At 69.6% G+C, this 24,703-nt stretch carries 17 protein-coding genes; 12 read left to right on the forward strand and 5 right to left on the reverse strand.

The window, feature by feature from the left end:
- Positions 1 to 19 precede the first annotated feature (19 nt).
- The 4 genes from FB384_RS10895 to FB384_RS10910 form a co-directional block, all read right to left on the reverse strand.
- Positions 20 to 1,504: a serine hydrolase domain-containing protein gene (locus tag FB384_RS10895; RefSeq protein WP_183782289.1), complete on the reverse strand. Its 1,485-nt coding sequence runs from the start codon at positions 1,502 to 1,504 to the stop codon at positions 20 to 22.
- A gap of 34 nt (positions 1,505 to 1,538) precedes the next feature.
- On the reverse strand, positions 1,539 to 2,837 hold the full coding sequence (locus FB384_RS10900) for an exo-beta-N-acetylmuramidase NamZ family protein (protein WP_183782291.1): 1,299 nt from the start codon (positions 2,835 to 2,837) through the stop codon (positions 1,539 to 1,541).
- Between the two features lie 4 nt (positions 2,838 to 2,841).
- The gene (locus FB384_RS10905) at positions 2,842 to 4,686 is read right to left on the reverse strand and encodes a glycoside hydrolase family 3 protein (RefSeq protein ID WP_258937054.1); all 1,845 of its coding nucleotides are present in this window, start codon (positions 4,684 to 4,686) and stop codon (positions 2,842 to 2,844) included.
- A 1,164-nt stretch (positions 4,687 to 5,850) separates the two neighbouring features.
- Positions 5,851 to 6,675, reverse strand: a complete 825-nt coding sequence (locus tag FB384_RS10910) for an HAD family hydrolase (RefSeq protein ID WP_183782294.1) — start codon at positions 6,673 to 6,675, stop codon at positions 5,851 to 5,853.
- Between the two features lie 407 nt (positions 6,676 to 7,082).
- Here FB384_RS10910 and ssd point away from each other — a divergent pair, with 407 nt between their 5' ends.
- From ssd to FB384_RS10950, 8 genes are all read left to right on the forward strand, one after another.
- Positions 7,083 to 8,201: a septum site-determining protein Ssd gene (gene ssd / locus FB384_RS10915; protein WP_323985188.1), complete on the forward strand. Its 1,119-nt coding sequence runs from the start codon at positions 7,083 to 7,085 to the stop codon at positions 8,199 to 8,201.
- An 80-nt stretch (positions 8,202 to 8,281) separates the two neighbouring features.
- A complete protein-coding gene (locus FB384_RS10920; RefSeq protein ID WP_183782297.1) occupies positions 8,282 to 9,496 on the forward strand; it encodes a TadA family conjugal transfer-associated ATPase in 1,215 nt (404 codons plus the stop codon).
- Positions 9,490 to 10,338, forward strand: a complete 849-nt coding sequence (locus tag FB384_RS10925; protein WP_183782300.1) for a type II secretion system F family protein — start codon at positions 9,490 to 9,492, stop codon at positions 10,336 to 10,338. Before FB384_RS10920 ends, FB384_RS10925 begins: the two co-directional genes overlap by 7 nt.
- Positions 10,335 to 11,054 (forward strand): type II secretion system F family protein, encoded by a 720-nt coding sequence (locus tag FB384_RS10930; protein ID WP_183782303.1) that lies wholly within the window; start codon positions 10,335 to 10,337, stop codon positions 11,052 to 11,054. The genes FB384_RS10925 and FB384_RS10930 overlap by 4 nt, the downstream gene beginning before the upstream one ends.
- An 85-nt stretch (positions 11,055 to 11,139) precedes the next feature.
- A complete protein-coding gene (locus FB384_RS27100; RefSeq protein WP_267459324.1) occupies positions 11,140 to 11,652 on the forward strand; it encodes a DUF4244 domain-containing protein in 513 nt (170 codons plus the stop codon).
- Between the two features lie 128 nt (positions 11,653 to 11,780).
- Positions 11,781 to 12,200 (forward strand): TadE family type IV pilus minor pilin, encoded by a 420-nt coding sequence (locus tag FB384_RS10940; RefSeq protein WP_308216693.1) that lies wholly within the window; start codon positions 11,781 to 11,783, stop codon positions 12,198 to 12,200.
- On the forward strand, positions 12,197 to 12,865 hold the full coding sequence (locus tag FB384_RS10945; RefSeq protein ID WP_323985189.1) for an Rv3654c family TadE-like protein: 669 nt from the start codon (positions 12,197 to 12,199) through the stop codon (positions 12,863 to 12,865). The genes FB384_RS10940 and FB384_RS10945 overlap by 4 nt, the downstream gene beginning before the upstream one ends.
- Positions 12,866 to 13,028: 163 nt before the next feature.
- Positions 13,029 to 13,682: a bifunctional DNA primase/polymerase gene (locus FB384_RS10950; RefSeq protein ID WP_183782306.1), complete on the forward strand. Its 654-nt coding sequence runs from the start codon at positions 13,029 to 13,031 to the stop codon at positions 13,680 to 13,682.
- Here the strand turns inward: FB384_RS10950 and FB384_RS10955 are convergent.
- Positions 13,652 to 16,342, reverse strand: coding sequence for a DEAD/DEAH box helicase (locus FB384_RS10955; RefSeq protein WP_183782309.1), 2,691 nt, complete (start codon positions 16,340 to 16,342; stop codon positions 13,652 to 13,654). The two genes, FB384_RS10950 and FB384_RS10955, sit on opposite strands and share 31 nt — an antisense overlap.
- Before the next feature lie 242 nt (positions 16,343 to 16,584).
- On the opposite strand from FB384_RS10955, the gene FB384_RS10960 reads away from it, so the two are divergent.
- The 4 genes from FB384_RS10960 (at position 16,585) to FB384_RS10975 (ending at position 24,384) form a co-directional block, all read left to right on the forward strand.
- Positions 16,585 to 18,867 carry a sodium-translocating pyrophosphatase gene (locus FB384_RS10960; RefSeq protein WP_183782312.1) on the forward strand — a complete coding sequence of 761 codons (2,283 nt, stop codon included), beginning with the start codon at positions 16,585 to 16,587 and terminating at the stop codon, positions 18,865 to 18,867.
- 305 nt (positions 18,868 to 19,172) lie between these two features.
- A complete protein-coding gene (locus FB384_RS10965) occupies positions 19,173 to 19,766 on the forward strand; it encodes a hypothetical protein (protein WP_183782315.1) in 594 nt (197 codons plus the stop codon).
- 577 nt (positions 19,767 to 20,343) lie between these two features.
- Positions 20,344 to 23,418, forward strand: coding sequence for a type I DNA topoisomerase (topA, locus tag FB384_RS10970; protein WP_183782318.1), 3,075 nt, complete (start codon positions 20,344 to 20,346; stop codon positions 23,416 to 23,418).
- Between the two features lie 384 nt (positions 23,419 to 23,802).
- A complete protein-coding gene (locus FB384_RS10975) occupies positions 23,803 to 24,384 on the forward strand; it encodes a hypothetical protein (protein WP_183782321.1) in 582 nt (193 codons plus the stop codon).
- Positions 24,385 to 24,703: the final 319 nt, after the last annotated feature.

Raw genomic sequence — 24,703 nt, forward strand, 5'->3', positions numbered from 1 at the left:
CTTCGTGCGGGGACCTGGGTTACGAACCGGGTCGATGGGAGACCGGCTTCGGCCGCAGCCCGCCGTTGTCCGACTTCGCATCGTCGCCGGAGCCCGCCGGGTTGCCGGCGCCGCCGCCGTTGCCGGACTTGCCGCCACCGCCGTTGCCGGACTTGCCGCCGCCGCCGTTGCCGGACTTGCCGCCGCCGTTGCCGTTCTCCGGCTTGTCGTCCTGTCCCGGAGTGCGGAACCACGAGCCTCCGCCGGCGTTCGGCTTGGCCTTCAGTGCCCGCGACATGGCGGTCGCCCACCCTTCGCGAGCGTCGTTGATCGAACCCCACTCGCGAGTCGGGTGCACCCGGTTGGTCAGCAGGATGGCCATCGACTGCGAATCCGGGTCGATCACGAACGACGTGCCCGTGTAACCCGTGTGGCCTGCGGTGACGGGTGACGACAGTTCACCCATGTACCAGTCCTGGTCGAGTTCGAATCCGAGCCCGTGAGCGTGGTCGGGGAACTCCTGGTTGCGGTTCGTGAGCATGTCGCGAACGCTGCGTTCCTTCAGGATCCGCTCACCGCCGTAGACGCCGCCGTTCAGCAGCGCCTGCCCGAGTACACCCATGTCGCGGACGGTCGAGAAGATGCCGGCGTGACCGGCGACGCCGTCGAGCGACCAGGCGTTCTCGTCGTGTACGACACCGCGGATCATGCCGCGATCCGGCTCGGACTGGTACTCCGTCGCCGCGATGCGGTCCCGCTCCGAGGCCGGCGGGTTGAACCCCGTGTCGGTCATCCCGAGCGGGGCCGTGATGTTGTCGTGAACGTAGTGGTCGAGCCGCTTACCGGTGAGCTTGCCGACGAGTTCGCCGAGGGTGATCAGGTTCAGATCGGAGTACTCGTACTCGGTTCCCGGTTCGTTCACGGGCTCGGCCGAGAGGACCGCGCCGATGCGCGAGGTGCGGTCCGGGTAGTCCTCCCACAGCGGCATCGTGGCCTGCAGTCCCGACGTGTGGGTCAGCAGCTGCTCGACGGTGATCGAGTCCTTGCCGTTCGACCCGAACGCGGGCAGGTACCGCGCGACGGGTGCCGACAGCTCGACGTCGCCGCGCTCGACCAGCTGCATCACCGCGACCGAGGTGAACAGCTTGGTGACCGATGCCATGTCGAAGATGGTGTTCTCGCGCATGCGAACCTGTTGGTTCGGCGGCAGCTCGTTGCCGTCACGGTCGAAGCGCACCGCGCCTCCCGCCGAGAACTTGCCCACGACTTTGCCGTCGTGGGCGAGCAGTCCGGTGGCGCCCGAGTACATCGGGTGGCCGTCGACGGCATCCGACGCGGTCAACTCCGCCAGCCTGCGCTCTGCCTGGCGGATGGGCCGCGGGTCCACGCCCGCGTCCTTGGGCTTGGCGTGAGCGAGCGCGCCCGCCGTCGGCGACAGCGCGGTACGCGGCCCGTCGAACCGGCCTTCGTCCGGTGTCGCCGCCGCTGCGGTGGTCGTGCTTGTCAGGACGAAGACAGCCGTCATCGCCACGATTCTGCCTCGCACGCGAGTAATCCCCCTACCGGTAGATCAGATACTGCTCCCGGTTCCGGCGGAATCCGTCGATCTCATCGGCCCAGGAACCGATGATCTCGTCGGTGCCTGCGCCGGCGTTCACCATGCTGCGGAGGCGATCGGAACCGAAGAGTTTGTCGATGAAGTTGTCCTCGCGCCACCCGAACAGCTTGGGGTGCACTCGTTTCGCCGTAACGATCATGGCGATGCCCGTGCGAATGGGCTCGAACGCGTGCGGGTCGGTGATGTTCAGCTGAACGCCACCGCATTGTTCGTCGGTGAATTTGCCGAACGTCGGCACGAAGTACGTTTCCCGGAACGATACACCGGGAAGGTTCTGTTCCTGGAGTGCTTCACGCCACTTCCAGTCGACCCCGGGTGCGCCCAAGATCTCGAACGGCGACGTGGTGCCCCGCCCTTCCGAGAACACGGTTCCCTCAAAAAGGCAGGTGCCGGGGTATGCCAGCGCGGTGTTCGGCGTCGGCATGTTCGGGCTCGGGGGCGTCCAGACAAGATCGGTTTGCGAGAACAAACGATCACGTTTCCAGCCGCGAGTCTCGATGACGTCCAGATTATCGAGTTTTCCGCCGTCCTCGGGCAGGAATTCGTTGTTGAACAATCGCGCCAGTTCGCCCGCCGTCATGCCGTGCTGCAGGACGATCGGCTTCAGTCCGACGCCGGAGCTGAATTTCGGGTCGAGCGTCGGACCGAACGCCGAGCCCCCGATGGGGTTGGGCCGGTCGAGAACGACGAACTCCACCCCGACCCGTGCGGCCGCGGCCATGCCCTCGTACATCGCCCAGATGTAGGTGTAGAAGCGGGAACCCACATCGGCGATGTCGAAGACGACCGTGTCGACACCCGATTTGCGATACATCCGGGCGAGTTCGTCGATCGTGGCGCCGTAGGCGTCGTAGACGGGGACACCGGTGCGAGGGTCCTCGTAGTCACCTTCGGAGCCGCCGGCCTGCGCGCTGCCCCGGAATCCGTGTTCCGGGCCGAACGCGGCGACCGGGCGGACACCCGCCGCGATCAGCGAATCGACGATGTGATCGCCACTGACCAGCACGCCGGTGGGATTGGACAGCACACCCACCTTGCGTCCGGCGAGGCGCTTCCAACCGTCGTCGGCGAGAACGTCGGCGCCGGGCCGCACGGCGCGCCCCGGGACGGGGCCGGACCGGCCGGCGGCGTCGCCTGCCGTACCCGGGCGCGGGGCCGCGGATGCGAGCTGGGACCCCGAGGTCAGCAGGGGTGTCGCGAGGGCGCTCGCGGTCAGGAACGTGCGTCGGTTCAAAGGCATGTCATCACCAGGTCAGACCGTGGCCGAAGGGGTAGCGGGTCGTGTCGGGGTCGTCCCCGGCCGGAATCGTCACCGGCAACTTGCCTTGCGGGGCCTGCTGGCCGAGCAGCACCTGCGCGAGTGAGGTCATGGAAACGTCCCGCCAGTCGTATGTGGCGAGCCATGTCGGGACGTCGACGTAGCCGGGGTCGTAGGGCTCCTGGACCGAGACTGCCACGACGTTCGCGTCCGTGGCCAACAACTCGTGCAGCAGGTCACGTTGCGCCGCATCACCCGAGAGTCCGTTCGTGAGGACGACGACCGTGTCGGCGTCACCCGCTGCGTTCACTGCACGCCGGATCGTCGCCTCGTCGGGTTCGGCGCCGGTCGGCAGCGCCGTGGCCGAATCGCCGAGTTTCGAGGCGAGCGACTCGACCGGACGGGCCGGGTAACCGGGGTAGTCGAGGTTGTTCCAGCCGGTCACCAGCGTCTTGCCCTGGCCGGTCAGTGGCAGCACCTCGTCGTCGTTGCGCAGCAGCGTCGGCGCCTTGTCCGTGGCGGCCTGCACCGTTTCGCGGTTGGCCGGCGTGCCGACCTTCTTGTCCACGGCACCGACGTTGACCATCGGCGCTTCGGGAATGCCGCGCTCGGCCTTCAGTTCGAGAATGCGCAGCACGCTCTTGTCGATGCGCTCTTCGGTGATGCGGCCGTTGTTCACTGCGTCCAGCACGCCGTTGACGGCGACGTCGAGGTCCGGCGGCATCAGCATCTGGTCGACACCCGCTTCGAGTGCAAGTACCGGGATCTCACTGTCGGGGTGCATCTCCCGGACGCCCTGCATCTGCAGCGAGTCTGTGACGACGACGCCGTCGTAGCCGAGTTCCTCGCGCAGCAGGCCGGTCATGATCGGTTTCGACAGCGTGGCCGGCTCCCCCGACGGGTCGAGGCTGGGCACCCGGATGTGCGCGGTCATGATCGAGTCGATGCCCGCGTCGACGGCCGCCTTGAACGGCGGCAGGTCGATCTCGCGCCATTCCTGCTCGGTGCGGTCGATCGTCGGCAGGCTGGTGTGGCTGTCGGTCGCCGCGTCGCCGTGCCCCGGGAAGTGTTTGGCCGAACTCGAGACGGTCGCCGTATCGCTGCCCGAGTCCTGGTATCCGTGGACCTGCGCGCTCACGAAGTCGCTCGCCAGCTGAGGGTCCGCGGAGAAGGACCGCGAACCGATGATCGGGTTCGCAGGGTTGGAGTTGACGTCGGCGACCGGCGCGAAGTCCTGGTTGATGCCCATGGCGCGCAGCTCGGAGCCGGTGACGGCTGCAGTGGCCTTCGCGGCCTCGGTGTCGCGGCCCGCGCCGAGTGCCATCGGGCTCGGCTGCTCCGTCGCGGGCTCACCCACGCGCGTCACGCGCCCGCCTTCCTGGTCCACCGAGACGATCAGTGGCACGCCGGAATCCGTGGCGAGCGCCGCCCGCTGGAGACCGTTGGACAGCTTCGCGACCTGTTTCGGGCGCTCGATGTTGTCCGTGCCGCCGTGATTGAAGTAGATGACTCCGCCCGGCTGGTACTTGCGGACGACGTCGGACGGCGTGTCCACGCCGTACTTCTCCTGGTTGCCCGCGTGCTTCTCGTTCGGCGCCTGTCCCCAGACGTCGGCGACGAACAGCTGCCCCACCTTCTGCTCGAGCGTCATGTCGCGCAGTGTGCGTTCGGCCCAGCTCACGGTGCTGTCCGGACCGGCCTGTGCCGGAGGGTTCGCGGAGACCTCGGAGCCTGCGGCGGATGCACCGACACCGCCGGTGACGACGAGCAGTCCCGTGAGCGTGGCAGCGGCATAGCTGTTCCTCCTGCGCGGGGAAGCAGGTTTTGTCACGAAATCCCTCCAGTGAGCGTGTGGATGTGGGAAATCCACGAAAGCGTCGGCACCGGAAAGCTAGGCGAGCACGATAGGCCCGTCAATGGACGAACGTCGCGCACCGTCACGAATGGACCGTTCCTTCCGGAAAACGGCAGGAACGGTCCACTCATGACATGCCGATGGGGGAACGGAATCCGCCATTCGCGGACTCGTTCACAACCACGGAAGCGTGGCGGGCCTCGGCGCCGCGCTGATCGCGCGAACGGCGTGCTGCGGTATCGACGGGAAGCAGAATCGGTGACCGACTCGGGCCGCCTTCGGTGCGGTGCGGGCTGCTTTCGGTCCGAGGCGGATCCGGCGGCGCGGGGTGCGGAAGAGGGAGGTGCGGGCTCGGCACAGGTCGCCCGGTGTACGGCCGGGCACCAGGTGCGCGGCGCAGCACTGGGAGCACGGACCTGCACAGGGCGCGCTGCGCGGGCCGGCAGGCGCCGCAGACCGGGCGCGAACGAGGCTGCGAGGCTGCGCCGACAGGCAGGGCGCGAACAGGCAGGGCGCGAACAGGCAGGGCGCCGGTCGGCCGGCGCGGGAGGGGTGGCGCGGCGCTCAGGTCACGACACACAGCGCCGCGACATGTCACGACACACAGCGCCGCGACATGTCACGACACGCAGCGGCGCGACACGCAGCACCACGACACACAGCACCACGACACACTGGGCGCGGTGGGTGGGGTCGGATGCACGTGGTGCACACAGGTGTGGCCCGCCGACGATGTCGACGGGCCTCACCTCGCGCGAGCGCCTGGGCGACCAAGCTGCAACGTGTGTCGCATCTTTTGGGGTACTAGGCGTCCGGCGTCCCGGTGACGCAGTCCCACGGCGACGAAGCCTTACGCGGCGTGCCCAGCGTGGGTACCCGGTACTCGCGCACGGAGATCGATCGGGGTGGATCGGGCTTATCTTCGCCGGATCCCTGGCCGGTTCGACGTCCGCACCTCCAGTTGTACTCAGTGATGCAGCTCACTTCAAGGGGTATTTCGGGTGCACCGGTACAGATTGTGGCCGGATATGCGCGTGACGTGGGTTTCCCTGGTGTGATGGGAAAGTCAGCCGCCGGACGGGTGTTGACGTCGCCTGAGCGGCTCTTCTCCGGTTTCCACCGTCGTGGTCGCCTCGGATGTCATGCGGGCGGTCGTCCACCCGTCCGCCTGGACAGTCCGTAGGCTGCGGTTCCGGCGACTGCGGCGATCCCCAGTCCGAGGCCGACCCCCGCGAGCACGTTGGTGCGCACTGTCATCCTCGACCGGATCGACACCGGTTTGTCGAAGGTGTGGATCTCCCATGTTCGCTCCGTGGCGATCCGGCGCAGCGTGCGGTCCGGGTTGACCGCGTGCGGATGCCCGACGGCCTCCAGCAGCGGGACGTCGGTGCTCGAATCGCTGTAGGCGTGGCAGTGGGTGAGGTCGTAGCCCCGTTCTGCCGCGAGGTGGCGTGCCGCGACCGCTTTCTGTTCGCCGTAGCAGTAGAAGTCGATCTCGCCGGAATAGTGGCCGGCCACGATGCTCATACGGGTACCGACGCTGTGGTCCGCGCCGAGCATCGCAGCGATCGGCGTGACCACCTCGTCGCCGGCCGCCGACAACACGATCACGTCGTGTCCCTGCGCCTTGTGTGCGGCGATCAGAGCTTCGGCCTCGGCGTAGACGAGCGGCGTCACGACGTCGTGCAGCGTCTCGGCCACGATCGCGCGCAGTTGTGCCACGTCCCAGCCGCGACACAGCGCCGAGATCTCGGCCCTGAGGCGTTCGGTGCGCTCCTCGTCGGCGCCGGACAGGGAGAACACGAACTGGGCGTATGCACTCTTGAGGGCCGTACGGCGGCTGATCATCCCTTCGCGCATGAGCGGTCTGCCGAACGCGAGTGCGCTCGAGGAAGCGATGATCGTCTTGTCGAGATCGAAGAACGCTGCGACGCCGCAGGCTGGGGAGTTCCCGGAGTCGGCCACGCGTTCACGATATGTGATCGACAAGGGCGTGCGGGACGGGCGCACCTGCGCCGGATCCCGACGCTTCACCGGGCCGGTCCGTGGCACGGGACCCGCGACCCATCTGTTATCGAATTGCCTGTTCAGAACGAGTTTCGGACAGAAGGGCGGAGCTATCCTGAAAGTAGTCCGGTATCGCTCCCGGATACGGCTCGGCTCACCCCCGGCCGAGCCCGGGCGGTCCCCGTTTCCCTCCCCCTGGCGGGGGCCGCCTCCCCGAACTCGCCTCGCGCTTTTCCGGTTACCGCTGAGTTATCCACAACGACCCGGTTATCCACAGGTTCGCGTTTTTCCTCTTTCCACCGCCCCGGCCGCAGGTGAATGTGGATGCGCAACCGAGAGTTTCTGGGGACGTGATGGAACGGACTGTGGACCGATCGCCGGAATCGAGTGCCGTCGGCAATCCCGTGGCCACCGACGCGATGGCCGGTAGTGACCGGCGGCCGCTCGTCGTCGCGCGTGAGGGGCGGGTGTTGGACGAGATTCGCAGGCACGCCGCCGCGGTCGATTGCGATCTCGCCCACGCGGCCGATCTCGACGACGCCGAGCCGTACTGGCACGAAGCGCCGCTCGTGCTCGTCGACGAGGATGTCGCGCCGAGCACCCGGGTGCGGCCGCGCCGCGACGACGTCGTACTGGTGTGCGGAGGAAAGCCGCCGCAGAGCGTGTGGCGCCGCGCCGTCGTGCTGGGCGCGCGTGAGGTCGTGACGCTTCCCGACACCGAAGGCGTACTGCTCACCTCGTTGGCCGATGTCGTCGAACAGCCGAGCGTGGACCGGGGTCGTGTGGTCGCAGTGCTCGGCGGACGCGGAGGCGCCGGTTCCTCGGTGCTGGCTGCGGCCGTGTCGGTGAGCGCCGCCAGAGCGGGAGGCAAGTCCGTCCTGCTCGACTGCGATCCCCTCGGCGGCGGTATCGATCTCGTGCTGGGTGCTGAACTGCAGACCGGGGTGCGTTGGCCCGACGTGCGGATCCACGGCGGGCGGGTGGCCATGTCGGCACTCGACGACGCCCTGCCGGTCGCCGGGCCGCCCGACGGTCCGGTCGCGTTGCTCTCGTGCGACCGCGACGGCGGCGGTCCGGCGCCGGAGACGGTCGAGGCGGTACTTCGGGCGGGAGTACGTGCGGGGCGGACCGTCGTGTGCGATCTGCCGCGCGATCCCGGCCCGTGCGGCCGTCGGGTTCTGAGCGTCGCGGAACTCGTCGTCGTGGTGGTGCCCGCCGAACTGCGCGCCTGTGTCGCGGCCTCCCGGGTGCTGGAGCGGCTCGGTGACGTCCGCAGCCGGGTTCGGGTGCTGGTACGCGGTCCCTCCCCGGACGGGCTGAGCGCACGTGATGTCGCCGGCAGCGTGGGTGTGCCGCTGCTGGGGTGGCTGCCCGCCGATCGGCGGATCGCCAAGACCGTCGAACGGGGCTCGTTCAACCCGAGGCGCAGGGGGCCACTCGGCGTTGCGGCGCGCACCGTGCTTCGGGAGCTCGCCGCAGGCTGATGCCTGTCGACGGGCCATCCACATTGATCTGTCTGCGAAGCCGGCGGAATTCCCGGTAGTCGTTTCTCAAGGGGGAGAACATGGGAACCAGTACTGTCCACTCACGACTCGAAGATGATGAGGCTTCTTCCGGCGATGCGCGTCTGGTCGAACGGGTGCGGCAGCGGCTCGCGAACGCCGGCTCGACGCCCGATCCGCAGTCGGTGGCCGAAGCCGTGCGCGCTGAAACGACCGGAGTGTCAGGGCATCTCGACGTCCTTGACGCGCTGCGCTTGCTCCGCCACGAGTTCGTCGGTGCCGGACCGCTGGAACCGCTGCTCGACGACCCGGCGGTGACCGATGTGCTCGTGACCGCTCCCGACGAAGTGTGGATCGACGGCTCCGGCGGCCTGCGCCGCACGGACGTGACGTTCGCCGACGAGGAGGCCGTGCGCAGGCTGGCGCAGCGGCTCGCGCTCGCGGCTGGGCGGCGCCTCGACGACGCTCAGCCGTTCGTCGACGGCTGGTTGTCCGGTGCCGGACCGCACGGTCGGGTGCGTATGCACGCCGTGTTGCCGCCGGTGGCTGCGGGCGGCACCTGTCTGTCTCTGCGCGTCCTCCGTCCCGCCGCGCACGATCTGCGGGCGCTGCGCAGGCGGGGCACCGTCGACGAGTCCGGGTTCGCGTTGTTGGAGGCCGTCGTGACTGCGCGGTTGGCCTTTCTGATCAGCGGTGCCACCGGTTCCGGTAAGACGACCCTGCTCGCGGCGCTGCTCGGAGCGGTTTCCCCGAGGGAACGCATCGTCAGCGTGGAGGACGCCGCAGAGATCCAGCCGTCGCATCCACAGGTGGTGCAACTCGTCGCGCGGCCGCCCAACGTCGAGGGTGCGGGTGAGGTGACACTGCGCGACCTCGTGCGGGAGGCCTTGCGGATGCGACCGGACCGGCTCGTCGTCGGCGAGGTCCGGGGCCGAGAGGTCTGCGAGCTACTGAACGCACTCAACACCGGTCACGACGGCGGTGCGGGCACTCTGCACGCCAACTCGCCGGGCGAGGTGCCCGCCAGGCTCGAGGCGTTGGCCGCGCTCGGTGGATTGTCCCGCTCGGCGCTGCACAGTCAGCTCGCGGCAGCGGTGCAGCTCGTGCTGCACATGGAGCGGAGCGGCGGCACGCGGCGCCTCACCGAGGTCGGTGTCGTGCGGCGCGGTGGCGACGGCGTCGAGGTGCGGGCCGTCTGGACGGCGTCCGGCCCCACGGCGGACCGCGAGCTGCTGGCGTCCCTGTTGCGTGACCGGGGAGTGCAGCCGCCATGGTGACGTCGGCCCACCTGGTGTCGAGCCTGACGGCCGGAGGTGTGGCGTTGCTGCTCTGGCCGCACCAGCGGGGCAGACAGCGGTTGCAGGCTTTGTCCGACCGGGCATCGGTCCTGGAACGTGTCGGGCGCCGGTGGCGATCGCTGTGGTCGTGGCGCGTCGGTGCGGTGGCGGCGCTGCCGCCGGTGCTGCTGGTTGCACTGTGGGCGGGCGTCGGCGTCGTGCTGGCGGCCGGATTCGGTGCGGCTGCGGTGTACGTACAGATTCGGGCTCGCCGCCGCGTGCGGCAGGGCGTTGCCGCGCTGAACGGTCTCGCCGAGGCGTTGCGCGCTATGGCGGGAGATCTCCGTTCCGGTGCACATCCCGCGACGGCAGCGGAATCGGCGGCGCAGGAAGCGGAGCGCCACATCGCACCGGTGTTCAGGGCTATCGCGGTGTCCGTGCGACTCGGCGGCGAGCCGGATACCGGCCTCACCGGGCTGCCCGCAAGGTCGGGGTCGTTGCCCGCAGGTGTCCTGGAGCGTGTGACGGCCGCGTGGTCGCTCGCGCGCCGACACGGGCTTGCACTGGCCGACATCGTCGACGCGGTCCACCGCGACGTGGCGACTCGTGCTCGGCTCGCGGGGACGCTCGACGCGCGGATGGCGGGGCCGCGGGCGAGCGCGTTGATCCTTGCGGGGCTGCCCGTACTCGGGGTGCTGCTCGGCGAGGCGATGGGCGCGGCACCGCTCGACGTGCTGTTCACGACGACAGCCGGGCAGGCGCTGCTGGCCGTGGGCGTCGCGCTGTTGTTGGGCGGCGTGGCCTGGACGTCGGCGATCACGGGAAGGGTGCTGCCCCGATGAGCCCCCTCGTGCCGGTGTTGCTCGCCGCTGCGCTCTGGTTGCCACCGGCGGTGTCCGCGTCCCGGCTCCGTTCGTTGCTCCCGTCGCAGGCGACTCTGGCGAAACGTCCGCGGCAACTGCGATATCTCGTGTCTTCGGAGCGAGGGTTGCCGGCGTGCGCGGGTGTGTCGGCCGCGCTGCTCGTCGTTGCCGCGGGGCCGGTCGTCGCGGCGCCCGTCGTCGGTGCGGGCGTGTGGTGGGTCGTCACGCGGGTGCGAGCGCAGAGAGGCCGCGAGGAGCCGGATCCGTTGCGCATGGCTGCGACCGGTGACCTGCTTGCCGCGTGTCTGCGTTCGGGTATGCCGGTTTCCACCGGAGTGCACGCGGTGGCGCCGACGGCGCAATCCGACGCGGCCGCCGCGTTGCACGCCACCGCCGGCCTGCTGGCGCTCGGTGCCGAACCGCAGCAGGCCTGGCTGCCGGCCAAGGAGTGCCCGGCCACGGCCGAACTCGCTCGTGCCGCCTGCCGTACAGCCCGCTCCGGCAGTGCGCTCGCAGGCGTCGCCGAGGACATGGCCAACCGGGAACGCGAGGCTGTCGCCGACACCGCCGAGGCGCGCGCCCAGCGAGCCGGTGTGCTGGTGACGGGGCCGCTCGGTCTCTGCTTCCTGCCCGCGTTCCTGTGCCTCGGTATCGCGCCGGTGGTGATCGGGCTCGCGAGCGAGTTACTGGTCTGAACCAAGACGTCCGATGTGGACTGAATCTGGTCGGCGCGTGCCGACCGCCGGAAACCGATGGGAAAGGAAAGTCATGAACACAGTGATGACGATCGTGCGTACGGTGCTGCCCTTCGCTCGGCCGGCGAGTACGAACGCAGTCTCCCCACGGGATGGTGCCAGCTCGCGGAAATCCGCGGCGGCCCCGCGCAGCGACCTTCGGACTGCGGAGGCGGTGGTGGACGATGCGACTGTCGACAAATCGGCAGTGGATGAACCTGCGGTGGATCTGGCCGCCTTGATTCCGAGACAGCCGGGGCCGGAACGGGAACGGGTGCCGTGTGACGGAGGGATCGGTGCCGAGCCTCCCGGGAACCGGCACGGTGAACGGAGCTTCGGCGGAGGCGACGGCCGGACCGTTGCCGTCCCCGGCCGTGCCGAGCCGGACGATGCGCACGCCGAAAAAGAGGTCGATGCGGGGATGTCGACGGCAGAGTATGCGATAGGAACCCTGGCCGCGGCGGCGTTGGCGGCGGTGCTGTACATGATCGTCACCGGTGACTCCGTGACATCCGCGCTGACGTCGCTCATCGAGCAGGCGCTGTCGGTGGACTTCTGATGCTCGCCGTGCAACCGCGGGCTCGCGACGGTACAGGTGGCTGTGGCTGTGGCTGTGGCTGTGGCGACCGGGACGGGCGCGGGGACGGGGACGCGTTCGGCCGGTGCGACGAGAGCGACCGTGGTGCGGTGACCGTCGAAGGCGCGATCACGGTGTGCTCGCTGATCGTGGTGCTGGGACTCGTTCTGGGAGTCGTCGCGGCGATGCTGGACCAGGTGCGCTGCGCCGATGCCGCAGGTGAAGCGGCGCGCCTGCTCGGCAGAGGGGACGAAACCCGTGCTCGGGAAGCCGTCGAACGGCTGGCGCCGGACGGAGCGACGTTGACGTCGGCCGGTGACGGCACCGGCATCGTCGTCACCGTGCACAGCCCGATTCTCGGCGGTCTGTTGCCGGGGATGGAGCTCTCGGCTGAGGCCTATGCGGTCCGCGAACCCGGAACAGAGGAAGGCGGAACAAGGGAACCCGGCACAGGAGAAGGCGGAACAGGAGAAGGCGGAACAGGGGAAGCTGGGGCCGGGGAAGCCATGGCGAGCGAGGTGGCGCGGTGAGGTTCGTGGGGCACTACCTGCGCTCCGGGCGGGACCCCAGCGGGGACACCGCGTCGGCGGACTTTGGCGAGGCCACGCCGCCGAGTGCGGCACGGCCGTGGAACAGGGCAGCGTCGCAGCGCGAGGTACGGGCCCGGAACGCGGACGAGGGCATGGCCACGGTGTGGGGCGCGTTCGCGATCGCCGGTCTGCTGGCTGTCGCTGGCGTCGTGTGGCTGGTCGGTCATGTAGCTGTGGTTCGGCAACAGGTCGCCAACGCCGCGGATCTGGCCGCACTCGCCGCGGCCGGCAAGGTGGATCGCAGCGTGGGCGAAGCATGCCGGCTCGCCCGGACGGTCGCCGACCGCATGCACGTCGACCTGGCCGACTGCCGCGTAGCGCACCCGGACGCGCTCGTGACCGTCGAGGCCGGTGGTGGGCCGTGGCTCGCTGCCTTCGGTCCGGTCGCCGCCCGCGCGCGTGCTGGTCCGGCGGCCACCGAAGCGCGCCCGGACGACGAGCAGCGGTCGACTGCACGCGGTGAACGGTATCCCCGGCCTGTGGAAGAGAAGGACTCTGCGCAGGAATCACCGATCGGCCGGGCGCCGCCGAGCGGTGTTCGGTGGGTGGAGTCCCAGGCCACCGCCACGACGAACGGTATGTCGACCGGCGACGGGACCCGATGACCGGCGACCGACGTTCGGCGCAACCGTTGTGTCGATGCTCACTCATCGTCTCCGAACGTCCGGTTGTCGAGTGCCTCTGTCGCCGAGCCTGCAACTTGCCGTTAAGTGAAATCAGACGCCGCAACGCAGCGGCGCGAACGGTTTCAGGAGGCTTGAGCAAGACATGTTGGACATGGAGTGGCCCGACAGCTGGCGCGGCTCGTTCCGGATCGAGTTGCGCGCGGAGGCGATCAGCCTCGCCGAGCGTGGCTGGCCCATCCTGCCGGGCACGATCTCCCCGGGCGAGGGCGCCGACTGGGAGTACCCGGCACCCGCTCACGAGAACTGGCAGGACCGTCTCGGCGCACACCCGCGCCAGGTCGCCGCGTGGTTCACCGGCAAACCGTGCAGCTTGCTCGTCGCAACCGGCACGATGGTCGATGCACTCGAGGTCGGCGACGAGCTCGGTCGGCGGGCCGCATCCCTGTTGCGGGTGACGGGCCGTCCGGCGCCGATCGTGGCGATGCCGAACGGCCGGTGGCTGTTCCTCACCGCCTCGACCGACGCCGTGCACCCGGCGCTCGCCGAAAACGAGGACGTGACCTGCCACGGCCGTGACGGATACGTCCCGCTCCCGCCGACCCCGTATCGCCAGGGCGTCGTGCACTGGCGCGTCAAGCCGGAGATCTGGGGCTGGCGGTTGCCGGAGGCGTCGACCGTCCACGAGGTGCTGGTCCGAGCTCTGCTCGGCGAGCACGACGACGCGGCCGTGGCAGGTTCGACCACCTCGGTACTCGCTCCCGAAGATCAGCCTGCCGCGGCTCCGTCCGCGGCCTGAACCACCTCGTGACCGTGTGTGCCATCGCGTCCCAGCGCCCCGAGCACGATGTCGAGCACGGTCACAGCCCCCGCCTTGTCCAGCGGTTCGTTGCCATTCCCGCACTTGGGCGACTGAACGCAGGACGGGCACCCGGCCGGGCACTCGCAGGAGACGATCGCCTCCCGCGTAGCGGCCAGCCATGGGACCAGCGCGGCAAACCCGCGATCGGCGAAACCGGCACCCCCGGGATGACCATCGTGCACGAACACCGTCGCCTCCCCGGTGTCAGCGTGCAACGCGGTGGACACTCCGCCGATGTCCCAGCGGTCGCACGTAGCGAACAGCGGTAGCAGGCCGATCGCTGCGTGCTCGGCAGCATGCAGGGCGCCGGGAAGGCGCGCCGATCCCAGCCCCGGCGCCTCCCGGCGCCCTGCAGCATCTCCGTCCCCACCGGTCCCGCTGCCGGAACTCGCGCTGATACGTGCACCGTCGCCGCCGGCGTCGGTCGAAGTCGCTTCACCGGCAGGCCCATCGGCGGCGGTCCCGACAACACCGCCGACGTCACCGGCGGCGGTTCCGACAACGTGGACAGCGCCGCCCGCAGCGGCGCCCGCAGAGGTGCCTTCCACAACAGCGCCTCCCACCCCAGCACCGTCCGCATCCGCACCGCCCGCGGAGGCTTCGCTTGAATCCCCACCGTCGGCGTCGGAGCCGGCCTCCGAGGCTGTGGGCGGCGCGCTTTGGAACAGCTCGTCGCTGATCGTGTACCAGACGGCCCTGGTGCGCAGCTCCTCTTCCGGCAGGTCGAGCGCAACCTGATCGAGCACCTCACCGGACGGCAGCCGGCGCAGATAGCCGACGACCCGCGATGACACGGCCACATCGCCGAGGCAGACGGTCACGCCGCCGAAATGCTGCTTCTGCTGTGTCGCCAGCACCTCGATGTCGATCACCTCGCGCGGCGACGTGTTCCACTCCGGGTCCTCGGCGTGCACCAGCGCCAGCCCGGTGTCCAAGTCCAGTTCGTCGACCACGTACGACGACCCCTGGTGCAGATACACCGCACCGGGATGCACCGTCGTACACGCCGAACTCGGATCGACCGTTCCCAGCAGCCTCGACGTCTCGGCCTCGACGACCGCGACCTGCTCCCCGCCCGACCCGCGGATGTCCACATCGAACTGCGGCCGGTCGCGCGAGGTCCAGTACCACCCGCTAGGCCTGCGGCGCAGTACTCCGTCGGCGACCAGTGAGTCCAGGACCGCACGCGCCTCGTCGCCACCGAACGTCTGGAGTTCGCCCGCCTTCAACGGAACCTCCGCGGCCGCGCACGCCAACTGCGGCGCCAGCACGTACGGATTGTCCGGGTCGAGCACGGCGGTCTCGACCGGCTGATCCAGCAGGGCTTCCGGATGGTGCACGAGGTAGGTGTCCAGCGGATCGTCCCGCGCCACGAACACCACCAGTGCGTCGTCGCCCGCTCGTCCCGCGCGGCCCGACTGCTGCCAGAACGAGGCCAACGTGCCTGGGTAACCGGCGAGCACCGCCGCGTCAAGGCCGGAGATGTCGACGCCGAGTTCGAGCGCATTGGTGGTCGCCACCCCGAGGAGTCGCCGTGCCATCAGATCGGCTTCGAGTCGCCGCCGTTCCTCCGGCAGGTAGCCGGCGCGGTAGGCGGCGACCGTCTCCTCAAGGGCGGGGTCGACCTCGGCCAGGATGCGTTTCGCGCCCAGCGACGTCAGTTCCGCGCCGTGCCGAGACCGCACGAACGCCAACGTGCGAGCGCCCTCGATCACCAGCTCCGCCAGGATGCGCGCTGCCTCGGCCCCGGCGGAACGGCGCACGGGCGCACCGTTCTCCCCGGTCAGCTCGTCGAGCAGCGGCGGTTCCCACAGCGCCACGGTCCGCGGACCTCGCGGCGACGTGTCCTCGGTGATCGCCGTGGCAGGTCTGCCCGTGAGACGAGCGGCGAACTCGGCGGGTTCGGCGGTCGTCGCGGACGCCAACACGAACACCGGCTCGGCGCCGTAGTGGCGGGCCACGCGTTGCAGCCGCCGCAGGAGCAACGCCACGTGCGACCCGAACACGCCGCGGTAGCTGTGGCACTCGTCGACGACGACGTAGCGCAGCTTGCGGAAGAACGCCGCCCAGCGTGCGTGCCCACTGAGGATGCCGCGGTGCAGCATGTCGGGGTTGCTGAAAACCCAGCGTGCGTGTTTGCGGACCCAGTCGCGTTCCTCGCGCGGGGTGTCGCCGTCGTACGACGCGGCACGTACGCCGTCGAGGTCGAGGGCCGTCACGGCGCCGAGCTGGTCGGCGCCGAGGGCTTTCGTCGGCGCGAGGTACAGCGCGGTCGACGAGGTATCGGTGACCAGCGTGGACAGCACGGGCAGCTGGTAGACGAGCGACTTCCCGGACGCGGTTCCGGTGGCGACGATGACGTCGGAGCCCTCCCACGCGGCCGCGGCGCCCGTCGCCTGGTGGGTCCACGGACGGTCGATGCCGCCGCTGCGCAGGGCGGCCACGACCTCGGTCGGCGCCCAGGAAGGCCAGTCGGTGACCTCGGCGTCGCGCCCCGGCAGGTCGGCGACGTGCGTGACCGGGTCGCGCCGCTCGGGGATGCCGGCCGTCGCGCGCTCGAGCAGCCGGCGTGCGCGCGTGGTCGAGGCTTCGTTCATCTGTTCGAGAATCGCACAGCCGTCGCTGTGATCATCGCCACCTGAGGGTGACCGGTGACACACCACTACGCCGGGTATCCGCCCCGGAACAGGTCTCCCGAGATCGACTCCGATACCAATACACTGCGCCGACAAACCGCAAAAAGTGGTGCACATCCCATGTCAGCGTCGACACAGTGGGGCCCGCGGAGTGCCGCGGCCGACCAGTCGCTGCTGGCGTAGGCGACGTTTCAGGAGGACGCATGTCCCGGCACTTCCTCGCGGCCGGCTCTCCGGAGCTGGCCGGAGGTGACTACGGCATAGTCGCCGTGGTCGCCGTGATCGCCCTGGCTGCACTGGCACTCGGATACGTCCTGCTCAAGGAGGTCCTGGCGGCAGACCAGGGCACGGAGCGGATGCGCGAGATCGCCACCGCGGTGCAGGAGGGCGCCGCTGCCTATCTCAACCGGCAACGCAGAACACTGGCCGTCTTCGGCGTGATCGTGTTTCTGCTGCTGCTGTTCCTACCGGCCGAAGACTGGAACGAACGCATCGGACGTTCGCTGTTCTTCCTGATCGGCGCGGTGTTCTCGTTCTCGATCGGTTACCTGGGCATGTGGCTGGCGACGAGAGCGAACGTCCGGGTGGCGGCGGCCGCCAGGCAGCCCGGTGGCCGGGAGAAGGCGATGCGTGTCGCGTTCCGTACCGGTGGCGTCGTCGGCATGATCACGGTCGGTCTCGGCCTGTTCGGTGCCGCCGTCGTCGTGCTGGTCTACGCGGGCCAGGCGCCGAAGGTGCTCGAAGGCTTCGGTTTCGGTGCCGCCCTGATCGCGATGTTCATGCGGGTCGGCGGCGGTATCTTCACCAAGGCCTCCGACGTCGGCGCCGACCTGGTCGGCAAGGTCGAGCAGAACATCCCCGAGGACGACCCGCGCAACGCGGCGACGATCGCCGACAACGTGGGCGACAACGTCGGCGACTGCGCGGGCATGGCCGCCGACCTGTTCGAGTCGTACGCCGTGACGCTCGTGGCGGCGTTGATCCTGGGCAGTGCGGCGTTCGGCGCGAGCGGCGAGGGACTGGTCTTCCCGCTGATCATTCCGGCGATCGGTGTGATCACGGCGGTGATCGGCATCTACATCACCAAGGCGCGCTCGGGTGAGAGCGCGCTGACGACGATCAATCGCTCTTTCTACATATCGGCGGCGATCTCGGCGGTGCTGTCGGCGATCGCGGCGTTCGTGTTCCTGCCGAGTTCGTTCGACGGGGCGTCCGGCAACCCGGCGGTCATCGCGACGCTCTCGGTGCTGATCGGCATCGTGCTGGCCGGGTTGATCCTGTGGCTGACGGGTTACTACACGGGCACCGAGAACAAGCCCGTGAAGGACGTCGGCAAGACGTCCGAGACGGGTGCGGCGACGGTGATCCTCTCGGGCCTCTCGCTCGGGTTCGAATCCGCGGTGTACACGGCTCTGGTGATCGGTGCCGCCGTGTTCGGTGCCTACCTGCTCGGCGGTGCGGTCGCGCTGTTCGCGGTGGCGCTGGCCGGTACGGGCCTGTTGACGACCGTCGGCGTGATCGTCGCGATGGACACGTTCGGCCCGGTGGCGGACAACGCCCAGGGCATCGCGGAGATGTCGGGCGACCTCGAGGAGGGCGAGGGCGTTCAGATCCTCACCGAGCTCGACGCCGTCGGTAACACCACGAAGGCGATCACGAAGGGCATCGCGATCTCGACGGCCGTGCTGGCGGCGACGGCGTTGTTCGGCTCGTACTCGTCGGCGATCCGCGACGCGCTCACCGAGGTCGGCAGGACGGTGGGGGACTCGGTCCCAGACTCGTTCGTCGACAGCATCATCTCGCCGAACACACTGGTCGGCGTCATCATCGGCGCCGCGGTGGTGTTCCTGTTCTCGGGCCTGGCCATCAGCGCGGTGTCGCGCGCGGCAGGCGCCGTGGTCTACGAGGTGCGACGGCAGTTCCGTGACATCCCGGGGATCATGGAGGGGACGACGCGGCCGGAGTACGGCAAGGTCGTCGACATCGTCACCCGCGACTCGCTGCGCGAGCTGGCGACGCCCGGGCTGCTGGCGGTGTTCGCGCCGATCGCCGTCGGATTCGGACTCGGTACGGGTGCGCTCGCCGGGTACCTCGGCGGCGCGATCGCGTGCGGCACGCTCATGGCGGTGTTCCTCGCGAACTCCGGCGGTGCGTGGGACAACGCGAAGAAGCTGGTCGAGGACGGTCACCACGGTGGCAAGAACTCGGAGGCACACGCGGCGACGGTCATCGGTGACACGGTCGGCGACCCGTTCAAGGACACCGCGGGGCCGGCGATCAACCCGCTGCTGAAGGTGATGAACCTGGTGTCGCTGCTGATCGCACCCGCGGTCGTGCAGCTCACGGTGGGTGAAGGTGCCTCTCCGGCGCTGCGGATCACGTTCTCGGTCGTGTCGGTGGCGATCATCGTCGCGGCCATCGTGGTGTCGAAGCGGCGCGGTTCGGCGATGACCGAAACGCCGGCCGAGGCTTCGACGAACGCCTGATCACGAGGCACCGTGCCGATGCCCCCAGGGGCACCTTGGTTGCGCCCTCCCGTCTCCGCCACCCAACCGGTGGCAGTACTCGATCAACCGTCTCCCCCGCCGCCCGGGCGGAGACACGACGTGTACGGCGGCGTGGGATCAACGGAACCGAGGTGACTCCTGGGGGCTTTCGCCGTTCGGAGGCCTCCGCACGGCGTGGGCATGGGCACAGTGTTCGCATACGCGACCGATGCGGACGGTACTCTCCGCATCGGATGCAGTACGAACCGTGACCGGAAGGGGCGGCGTTGGGGGCGCGGAGGTTCGTGACGGTCGGCGTGGCCGGCGGGATTCTCGGCTGTGCACTGCTGGCCGGGTGTGGTCAACCGGACTCGTCGGCGAGGCAGGCGGACCGGCCGTCCGGCAGTCCCGCGGCGTCGGGGGATCCCGCCACTCCAGGGCGCGACGACGAGCTCGCCGCCTGGGTGGACGAATACTGCGGCGCGGCGGCGGACGTCGTCGACGCGGCGAGCCGATTCCCGGAGATCGACGCCAGCAGTCCCGACCGCACCTCCGCCACGTCGGCGAGGCTGCTGACCGTGATGATCGGCGGCTTCGACACCGCGCTGGAACGTCTCCGCGGGCTCGGGGAGACCGGCGTGGACGGTGTCGAACGGGTGCGCGTGTCGACGGTCGAGGCCTACGGCCGCGTGCGGGAGCAGGCGGTCGCCGCGAAGCGTGCGCTCGACCGGCGCGGGGCGGACGCGGTCGGCGCGGTGCGCACGACGCTCGACCGGGTCGGCACGCTCGACCTTCTCGGCGACCTCGATCGGGTCCCCGAGCTGCGCGATGCGGGCACCCGTTCGGGCACCTGCGGGCAGCTCACGGCACGCGGCGATGCCCGCATCGCGGGGCGGTGACCCCGGCACGCCGCAGGGCGCGCGTTGTGACGGCGAACCTTCCCGCGACCGTTCCCGCGACGCGAGGGATCGAGCGGGCCGTGCCGGTGCAGGCGGTCGGCCCGGCGGGGCCGGCGGTTGACTTGGCGAAGTCAGAGGTCGACGCTGCGAAGTCGGACGTCGATACGGCGTCGACCGCGAGTCGGCGCTCACCGGACGCCGACCGGGTCAGGCCGTCGACGAGGCGCCGACCCGCACGTCGTCACCCGGGAGTGGGGCATGAGTGGCCCGGTCGGGCCCCGTGTCGTGATTCGTGATCCGGGTGGCCGGGAATGTCTGGGCGGGTCGCGGTGTCTCAATGACACGTGGCCGTCGACTCGGCCGGGTGAGTTCCACATCACCTGTGCGACCTGCAGGCGGGTAGTCACCGTAGGGGTGGCGGGCGAGAGTCGGCGCAGCGGCATGGAAACATCGGGGACGAATCGGCCGAACCACTTGACACGTCGCATGCGGCGTGTTGAGGAACCTGGGCAGACACGACGGACGTTCAGCGTGCACACTGGCGGGTCCGATAGATGATGTGAGGAAGCGGGACAGCGTGGCGGCAACGACGCGGAAGAAGAACGGCGAGAGTTCGGGTGGCGGCAATCGACGACTGGTGATCGTCGAGTCGCCGACGAAGGCGCGCAAGATCGCGCCGTATCTCGGCAACGGCTACGTCGTCGAGTCCTCGCGCGGCCACATCCGCGACCTGCCGCGGGGCGCCGCGGACGTGCCCGCCAAGTACAAGGGCCAGTCGTGGGCGCGACTCGGCGTGGACGTCGACAACGACTTCGAGCCGCTCTACATCGTCCCCGCCGACAAGAAGGCCACGGTCACCGAGCTCAAGGGCTTGCTCAAGGACGTCGACGAGCTCTTCCTCGCGACGGACCCCGACCGTGAGGGCGAAGCCATCGCCTGGCACCTGCTGGAAGCGCTGAAGCCGAAGGTGCCGGTGCGCCGCATGGTGTTCCACGAGGTCACGCCGGAGGCGATCCGGGCCGCGGCGGAGAGCACGCGTGAGCTCGACCCGGACCTGGTGGACGCGCAGGAGACGCGCCGCATCCTCGACCGGCTGTACGGCTACGAGGTCTCGCCGGTGTTGTGGAAGAAGGTCATGCCGCGACTGTCGGCGGGCCGGGTGCAGTCGGTGGCGACCCGCGTGATCGTCGAGCGGGAACGCGAGCGCATGCGGTTCACCTCGGCGTCGTACTGGGACATCTCGGCGACGATGGACGCCGGTGCCGACGCGGCGCCGCGGAACTTCCCTGCGCGGCTGACGGCGGTGGACGGCGCTCGCGTCGCCACCGGCCGGGACTTCGGCTGGAACGGGCAGCTCAAGGACGCCTCGGCCGAGGTCCGCGTGCTGGACGAGACCGAGGCGAACCGGCTGGCCGAAGCGCTCGGCGGCCGTGACTTCGCGGTCAGCAGCGTCGAGGAGAAGCCGTACACGCGGAAGCCGTACGCGCCGTTCATGACGTCGACGTTGCAGCAGGAGGCGGGCCGCAAGCTGCGGTTCTCGTCGGAGCGGTCGATGCGGATCGCGCAGCGGCTGTACGAGAACGGTTACATCACCTATATGCGTACCGACTCGACGACGCTGTCGGAGGCGGCACTGTCGGCGGCGCGCAGTCAGGCGACCGACCTGTACGGCTCCGAGTACGTGTCGAACGGCCCGCGGCAGTACAACCGCAAGGTCAAGAATGCGCAGGAGGCGCACGAGGCGATCCGCCCGGCCGGTGAGGTGTTCCGCACGCCCGGTCAGGTCGCGGGCGAGCTGGAGACCGACGAGTTCCGCCTGTACGAACTGATCTGGCAGCGCACCATCGCCTCGCAGATGGCCGACGCCAAGGGCACGACGATGTCGGTGAAGATCACCGGCACGGCCACGAGCGGGGAAGAGTGCGTGTTCTCGGCCTCCGGCCGGACGATCACGTTCCCCGGCTTCCTGAAGGCCTACGTCGAATCCGTCGACACCGAAGAGGGCGGCGAGGCCGACGACAAGCAGAAGCGGCTGCCGCAGCTCGCCGAGGGACAGAACCTCACGGCTGCCGAGCTGGACCCGGACGGTCACGCGACGTCGCCGCCTGCGCGCTACAGCGAGCCCGCGCTGGTGAGCAAGCTCGAGGAACTGGGCATCGGCCGTCCTTCGACGTACGCGTCGATCATCAAGACCATCCAGGACCGCGGTTACGTGTGGAAGAAGGGTTCCGCGCTGGTGCCGTCGTGGGTGGCGTTCTCCGTCGTCGGGTTGATGGAGCGGCACTTCGAGCGGCTCGTCGATTACGACTTCACCGCTGCGATGGAGGACGAGCTCGACCGCATCGCCAGCGGTGACGACAAGCGCACCAGCTGGCTGTCGCGCTTCTACTTCGGCGGCGATCTGGGCGTCGACGGTTCGGTCGGCCGCATCGGCGGGCTGAAGAAGCTGGTCGGGTCGGGTGTCGAGGACATCGACGCGCGGGAGATCAACTCCATCCCGATGTTCACCGACTCCGAGGGCCGCGACGTCGTCGTGCGCGTGGGCCGGTACGGGCCGTATCTGGAACGCGAGGTGGACGGCAAGTCGCAGCGGGCGAACCTGTCCGACGATCTGCCGCCGGACGAGCTGACGCTGGAGATCGCCGAGAAGCTGTTCGCGACGCCGCAGGAAGGGCGTGTGCTGGGCACCGACCCGGTGAGCGGGCACGAGATCGTCGTGAAGGAGGGCCGGTTCGGCCCGTACGTCACGGAGATCCTGCCGGAACCGGAGGAGGAACCGGCCGAGCAGGACTCGGCGGAGGAGGCTGCCGCCGAGTCCGACGGGGGCGAGGACTCCTCGGGGGAGCAGAAGACCGGGACGAAGACGGCGACCAAGAAGACCACCGCCAAGAAGACCACGGCGAAGAAGACTGCAAAGCCGAAGCCGCGCACCGCGTCGCTGCTGAAGTCGATGGACATCGCCGAGGTGACTCTCGACGACGCGCTGAAGCTGCTGTCGTTGCCGCGCGTGGTGGGTACGGATCCGGAGTCGGGCGAGGAGATCACCGCGCAGAACGGCCGGTACGGGCCGTATCTGAAGAAGGGCACCGACTCGCGGTCGCTGGCCACCGAGGATCAGATCTTCGACATCACGCTCGACGAGGCGTTGAAGCTCTACGCCGAGCCGAAGCGCCGGGGCAGGCAGGCCGCGAAGCCGCCGCTGCTGGAGCTCAAGGAGGACTCCGTCTCCGGCAAGCCGATCGTGGTCAAGGACGGCCGGTTCGGGCCGTACGTGACCGACGGCGAGTACAACGCGTCACTGCGCAAGTCCGACAGCGTCGAGGACCTGACGCAGGAACGCGCCGAGGAGCTGCTCGCCGAGAAGCGCGCCAAGGGGCCTGCGAAGAAGACGACGAGCAAGAAGTCGACCGCGGGCACCAAGAGCACCGGCACCAAGAGCGCGGGCACGAAGAGCACGGCCACCAAGAGCGCGGGCACGAAGAGCACCGGGACGAAGAGCACGGCCACCAAGTCCAGCGCCGGCAAGTCCACGGCCGCCAAGAGCACGGGCACGAAGAGCACGGGCACGAAGAGCACCGCGAAGAAGTCGACGTCCGGGTCGACGGCCTCGAAGTCGACGGCGAAGAAGAGCACGACGACCGCGAAGAAGTAGCAGGTCCGGTGAACACGACACGGCTCCCGGTGGGATCACCCGCCGGGAGCCGTGTCGTCGGTGCGGGCGGGGCGCCGCCGTACGGGCGTTCACCGGTCCGACGGATGTCGCCGACCGGGGGCATGCGTCGGACCGGGTCGGCTCCGCCCGGCTCCCGTGGTGTGTGTCGTCGGGTGTTTGCGCAGCGCACGCGGGATCTCTCGGGGTCGGGCGACTGCTCACGGTCGACCTCGGGCGGACTACCCGCTGCGGTCGCCGCGGCTCGTGAGTGAGCCGGGTCATCGTCCTGTTGGCGGATGCGCGGTGTGATGGGACCGCTACCCTGACAGCCGACGGCATGTCATGGCGGGTTTCCCGCATCGGAAGCAGGTACGAGGAGGACGCGTGGGCAGCGGAGACGGCACCCAGGCTCCGGAGTCAGCGCACGGCTACAGCGATTCACTGGCCGACGCGGACACCGCCACGGACGGGTCCGGTTCGATGATTCCTCCCGCACAGTCGACCGTGCCGGATCTGGAGGTCATCCGGAACAAGGCCGCGGCGGCGCTTGCCGAGGAGGACGCGAAGCAGGCGCAACAGGCCGGTTCCGGGGACGCCGGCGGCACCTCGGACGCCGACGCGCAGGACGGCGATTCGGAAGGTGGGGACGAGGAGACCGCGGGCACCGAGACCACCGGCACCGGAACGAACGGCGTCAGGGGCAGGCTCGGCAAACTCCCGAGGCCGCGGATGCGGGGCCAATTGCTGCCTGCGATGTTGCGCAGGGGGCGGCAGTCCCAGCAGGCGCAGCGGCCCGCGGAAGCCAAGCCCGTGAAGCAGCCGCTGAACCAGCGCGTCACGGTCCGCAAGCCGTCGAACGCCTCGACCGGCATGATCGTGGCCGGCGTGCTGTTGATCGTGTTCGTGATCGTGGCGATCCAGTTCGTCGTCAGCTTCGTCGAGAGCGTCAGCAGCATCTTCTCCTGACCGGGCGTTGCCGGGGACGGCGTCGCGGCCGCTCCCGATTCACCGGCTCGGCGCCGGTCATGGCGCGTACCGGCCCACCCGGGGCGCGCCGAGGCCACGCCTGACCACCGGCGCCCGACCTGCTGTCCCATTTCGGTGAATCGCCCGGTGTGGCATCACCGTCGGTGGGGTACTGCCTACGCGCGGTGTCTTCGCTGGTCCACCCCGCAAGGGCGGGCAGGCCAGCGATACCCTGGCCGCACAGGCAGCGCCGGTCATGTGGGGTGGGGCACATCAGCGAGGCAGCTCGGGGGACACAGAACGCCGACACACGCGGTGA

Origin of the sequence: Prauserella sediminis (assembly GCF_014195435.1) — a bacterium.
Lineage (GTDB): Bacteria > Actinomycetota > Actinomycetes > Mycobacteriales > Pseudonocardiaceae > Prauserella > Prauserella salsuginis.

What these genes read in the sequence shown, in the direction of transcription:
- FB384_RS10920 (WP_183782297.1), top strand. Translation starts at nt 8,282, where the DNA reads ATGGGAACCAGTACTGTCCACTCACGACTCGAAGATGATGAGGCTTCT.
- FB384_RS10960 (WP_183782312.1), top strand. Translation starts at nt 16,585, where the DNA reads ATGTCCCGGCACTTCCTCGCGGCCGGCTCTCCGGAGCTGGCCGGAGGT.
- FB384_RS10895 (WP_183782289.1), bottom strand. Translation starts at nt 1,504, where the DNA reads ATGACGGCTGTCTTCGTCCTGACAAGCACGACCACCGCAGCGGCGGCG.
- FB384_RS10925 (WP_183782300.1), top strand. Translation starts at nt 9,490, where the DNA reads ATGGTGACGTCGGCCCACCTGGTGTCGAGCCTGACGGCCGGAGGTGTG.
- FB384_RS10950 (WP_183782306.1), top strand. Translation starts at nt 13,029, where the DNA reads ATGTTGGACATGGAGTGGCCCGACAGCTGGCGCGGCTCGTTCCGGATC.
- FB384_RS10955 (WP_183782309.1), bottom strand. Translation starts at nt 16,342, where the DNA reads ATGAACGAAGCCTCGACCACGCGCGCACGCCGGCTGCTCGAGCGCGCG.
- FB384_RS10930 (WP_183782303.1), top strand. Translation starts at nt 10,335, where the DNA reads ATGAGCCCCCTCGTGCCGGTGTTGCTCGCCGCTGCGCTCTGGTTGCCA.
- FB384_RS10900 (WP_183782291.1), bottom strand. Translation starts at nt 2,837, where the DNA reads ATGCCTTTGAACCGACGCACGTTCCTGACCGCGAGCGCCCTCGCGACA.
- FB384_RS27100 (WP_267459324.1), top strand. Translation starts at nt 11,140, where the DNA reads ATGACGATCGTGCGTACGGTGCTGCCCTTCGCTCGGCCGGCGAGTACG.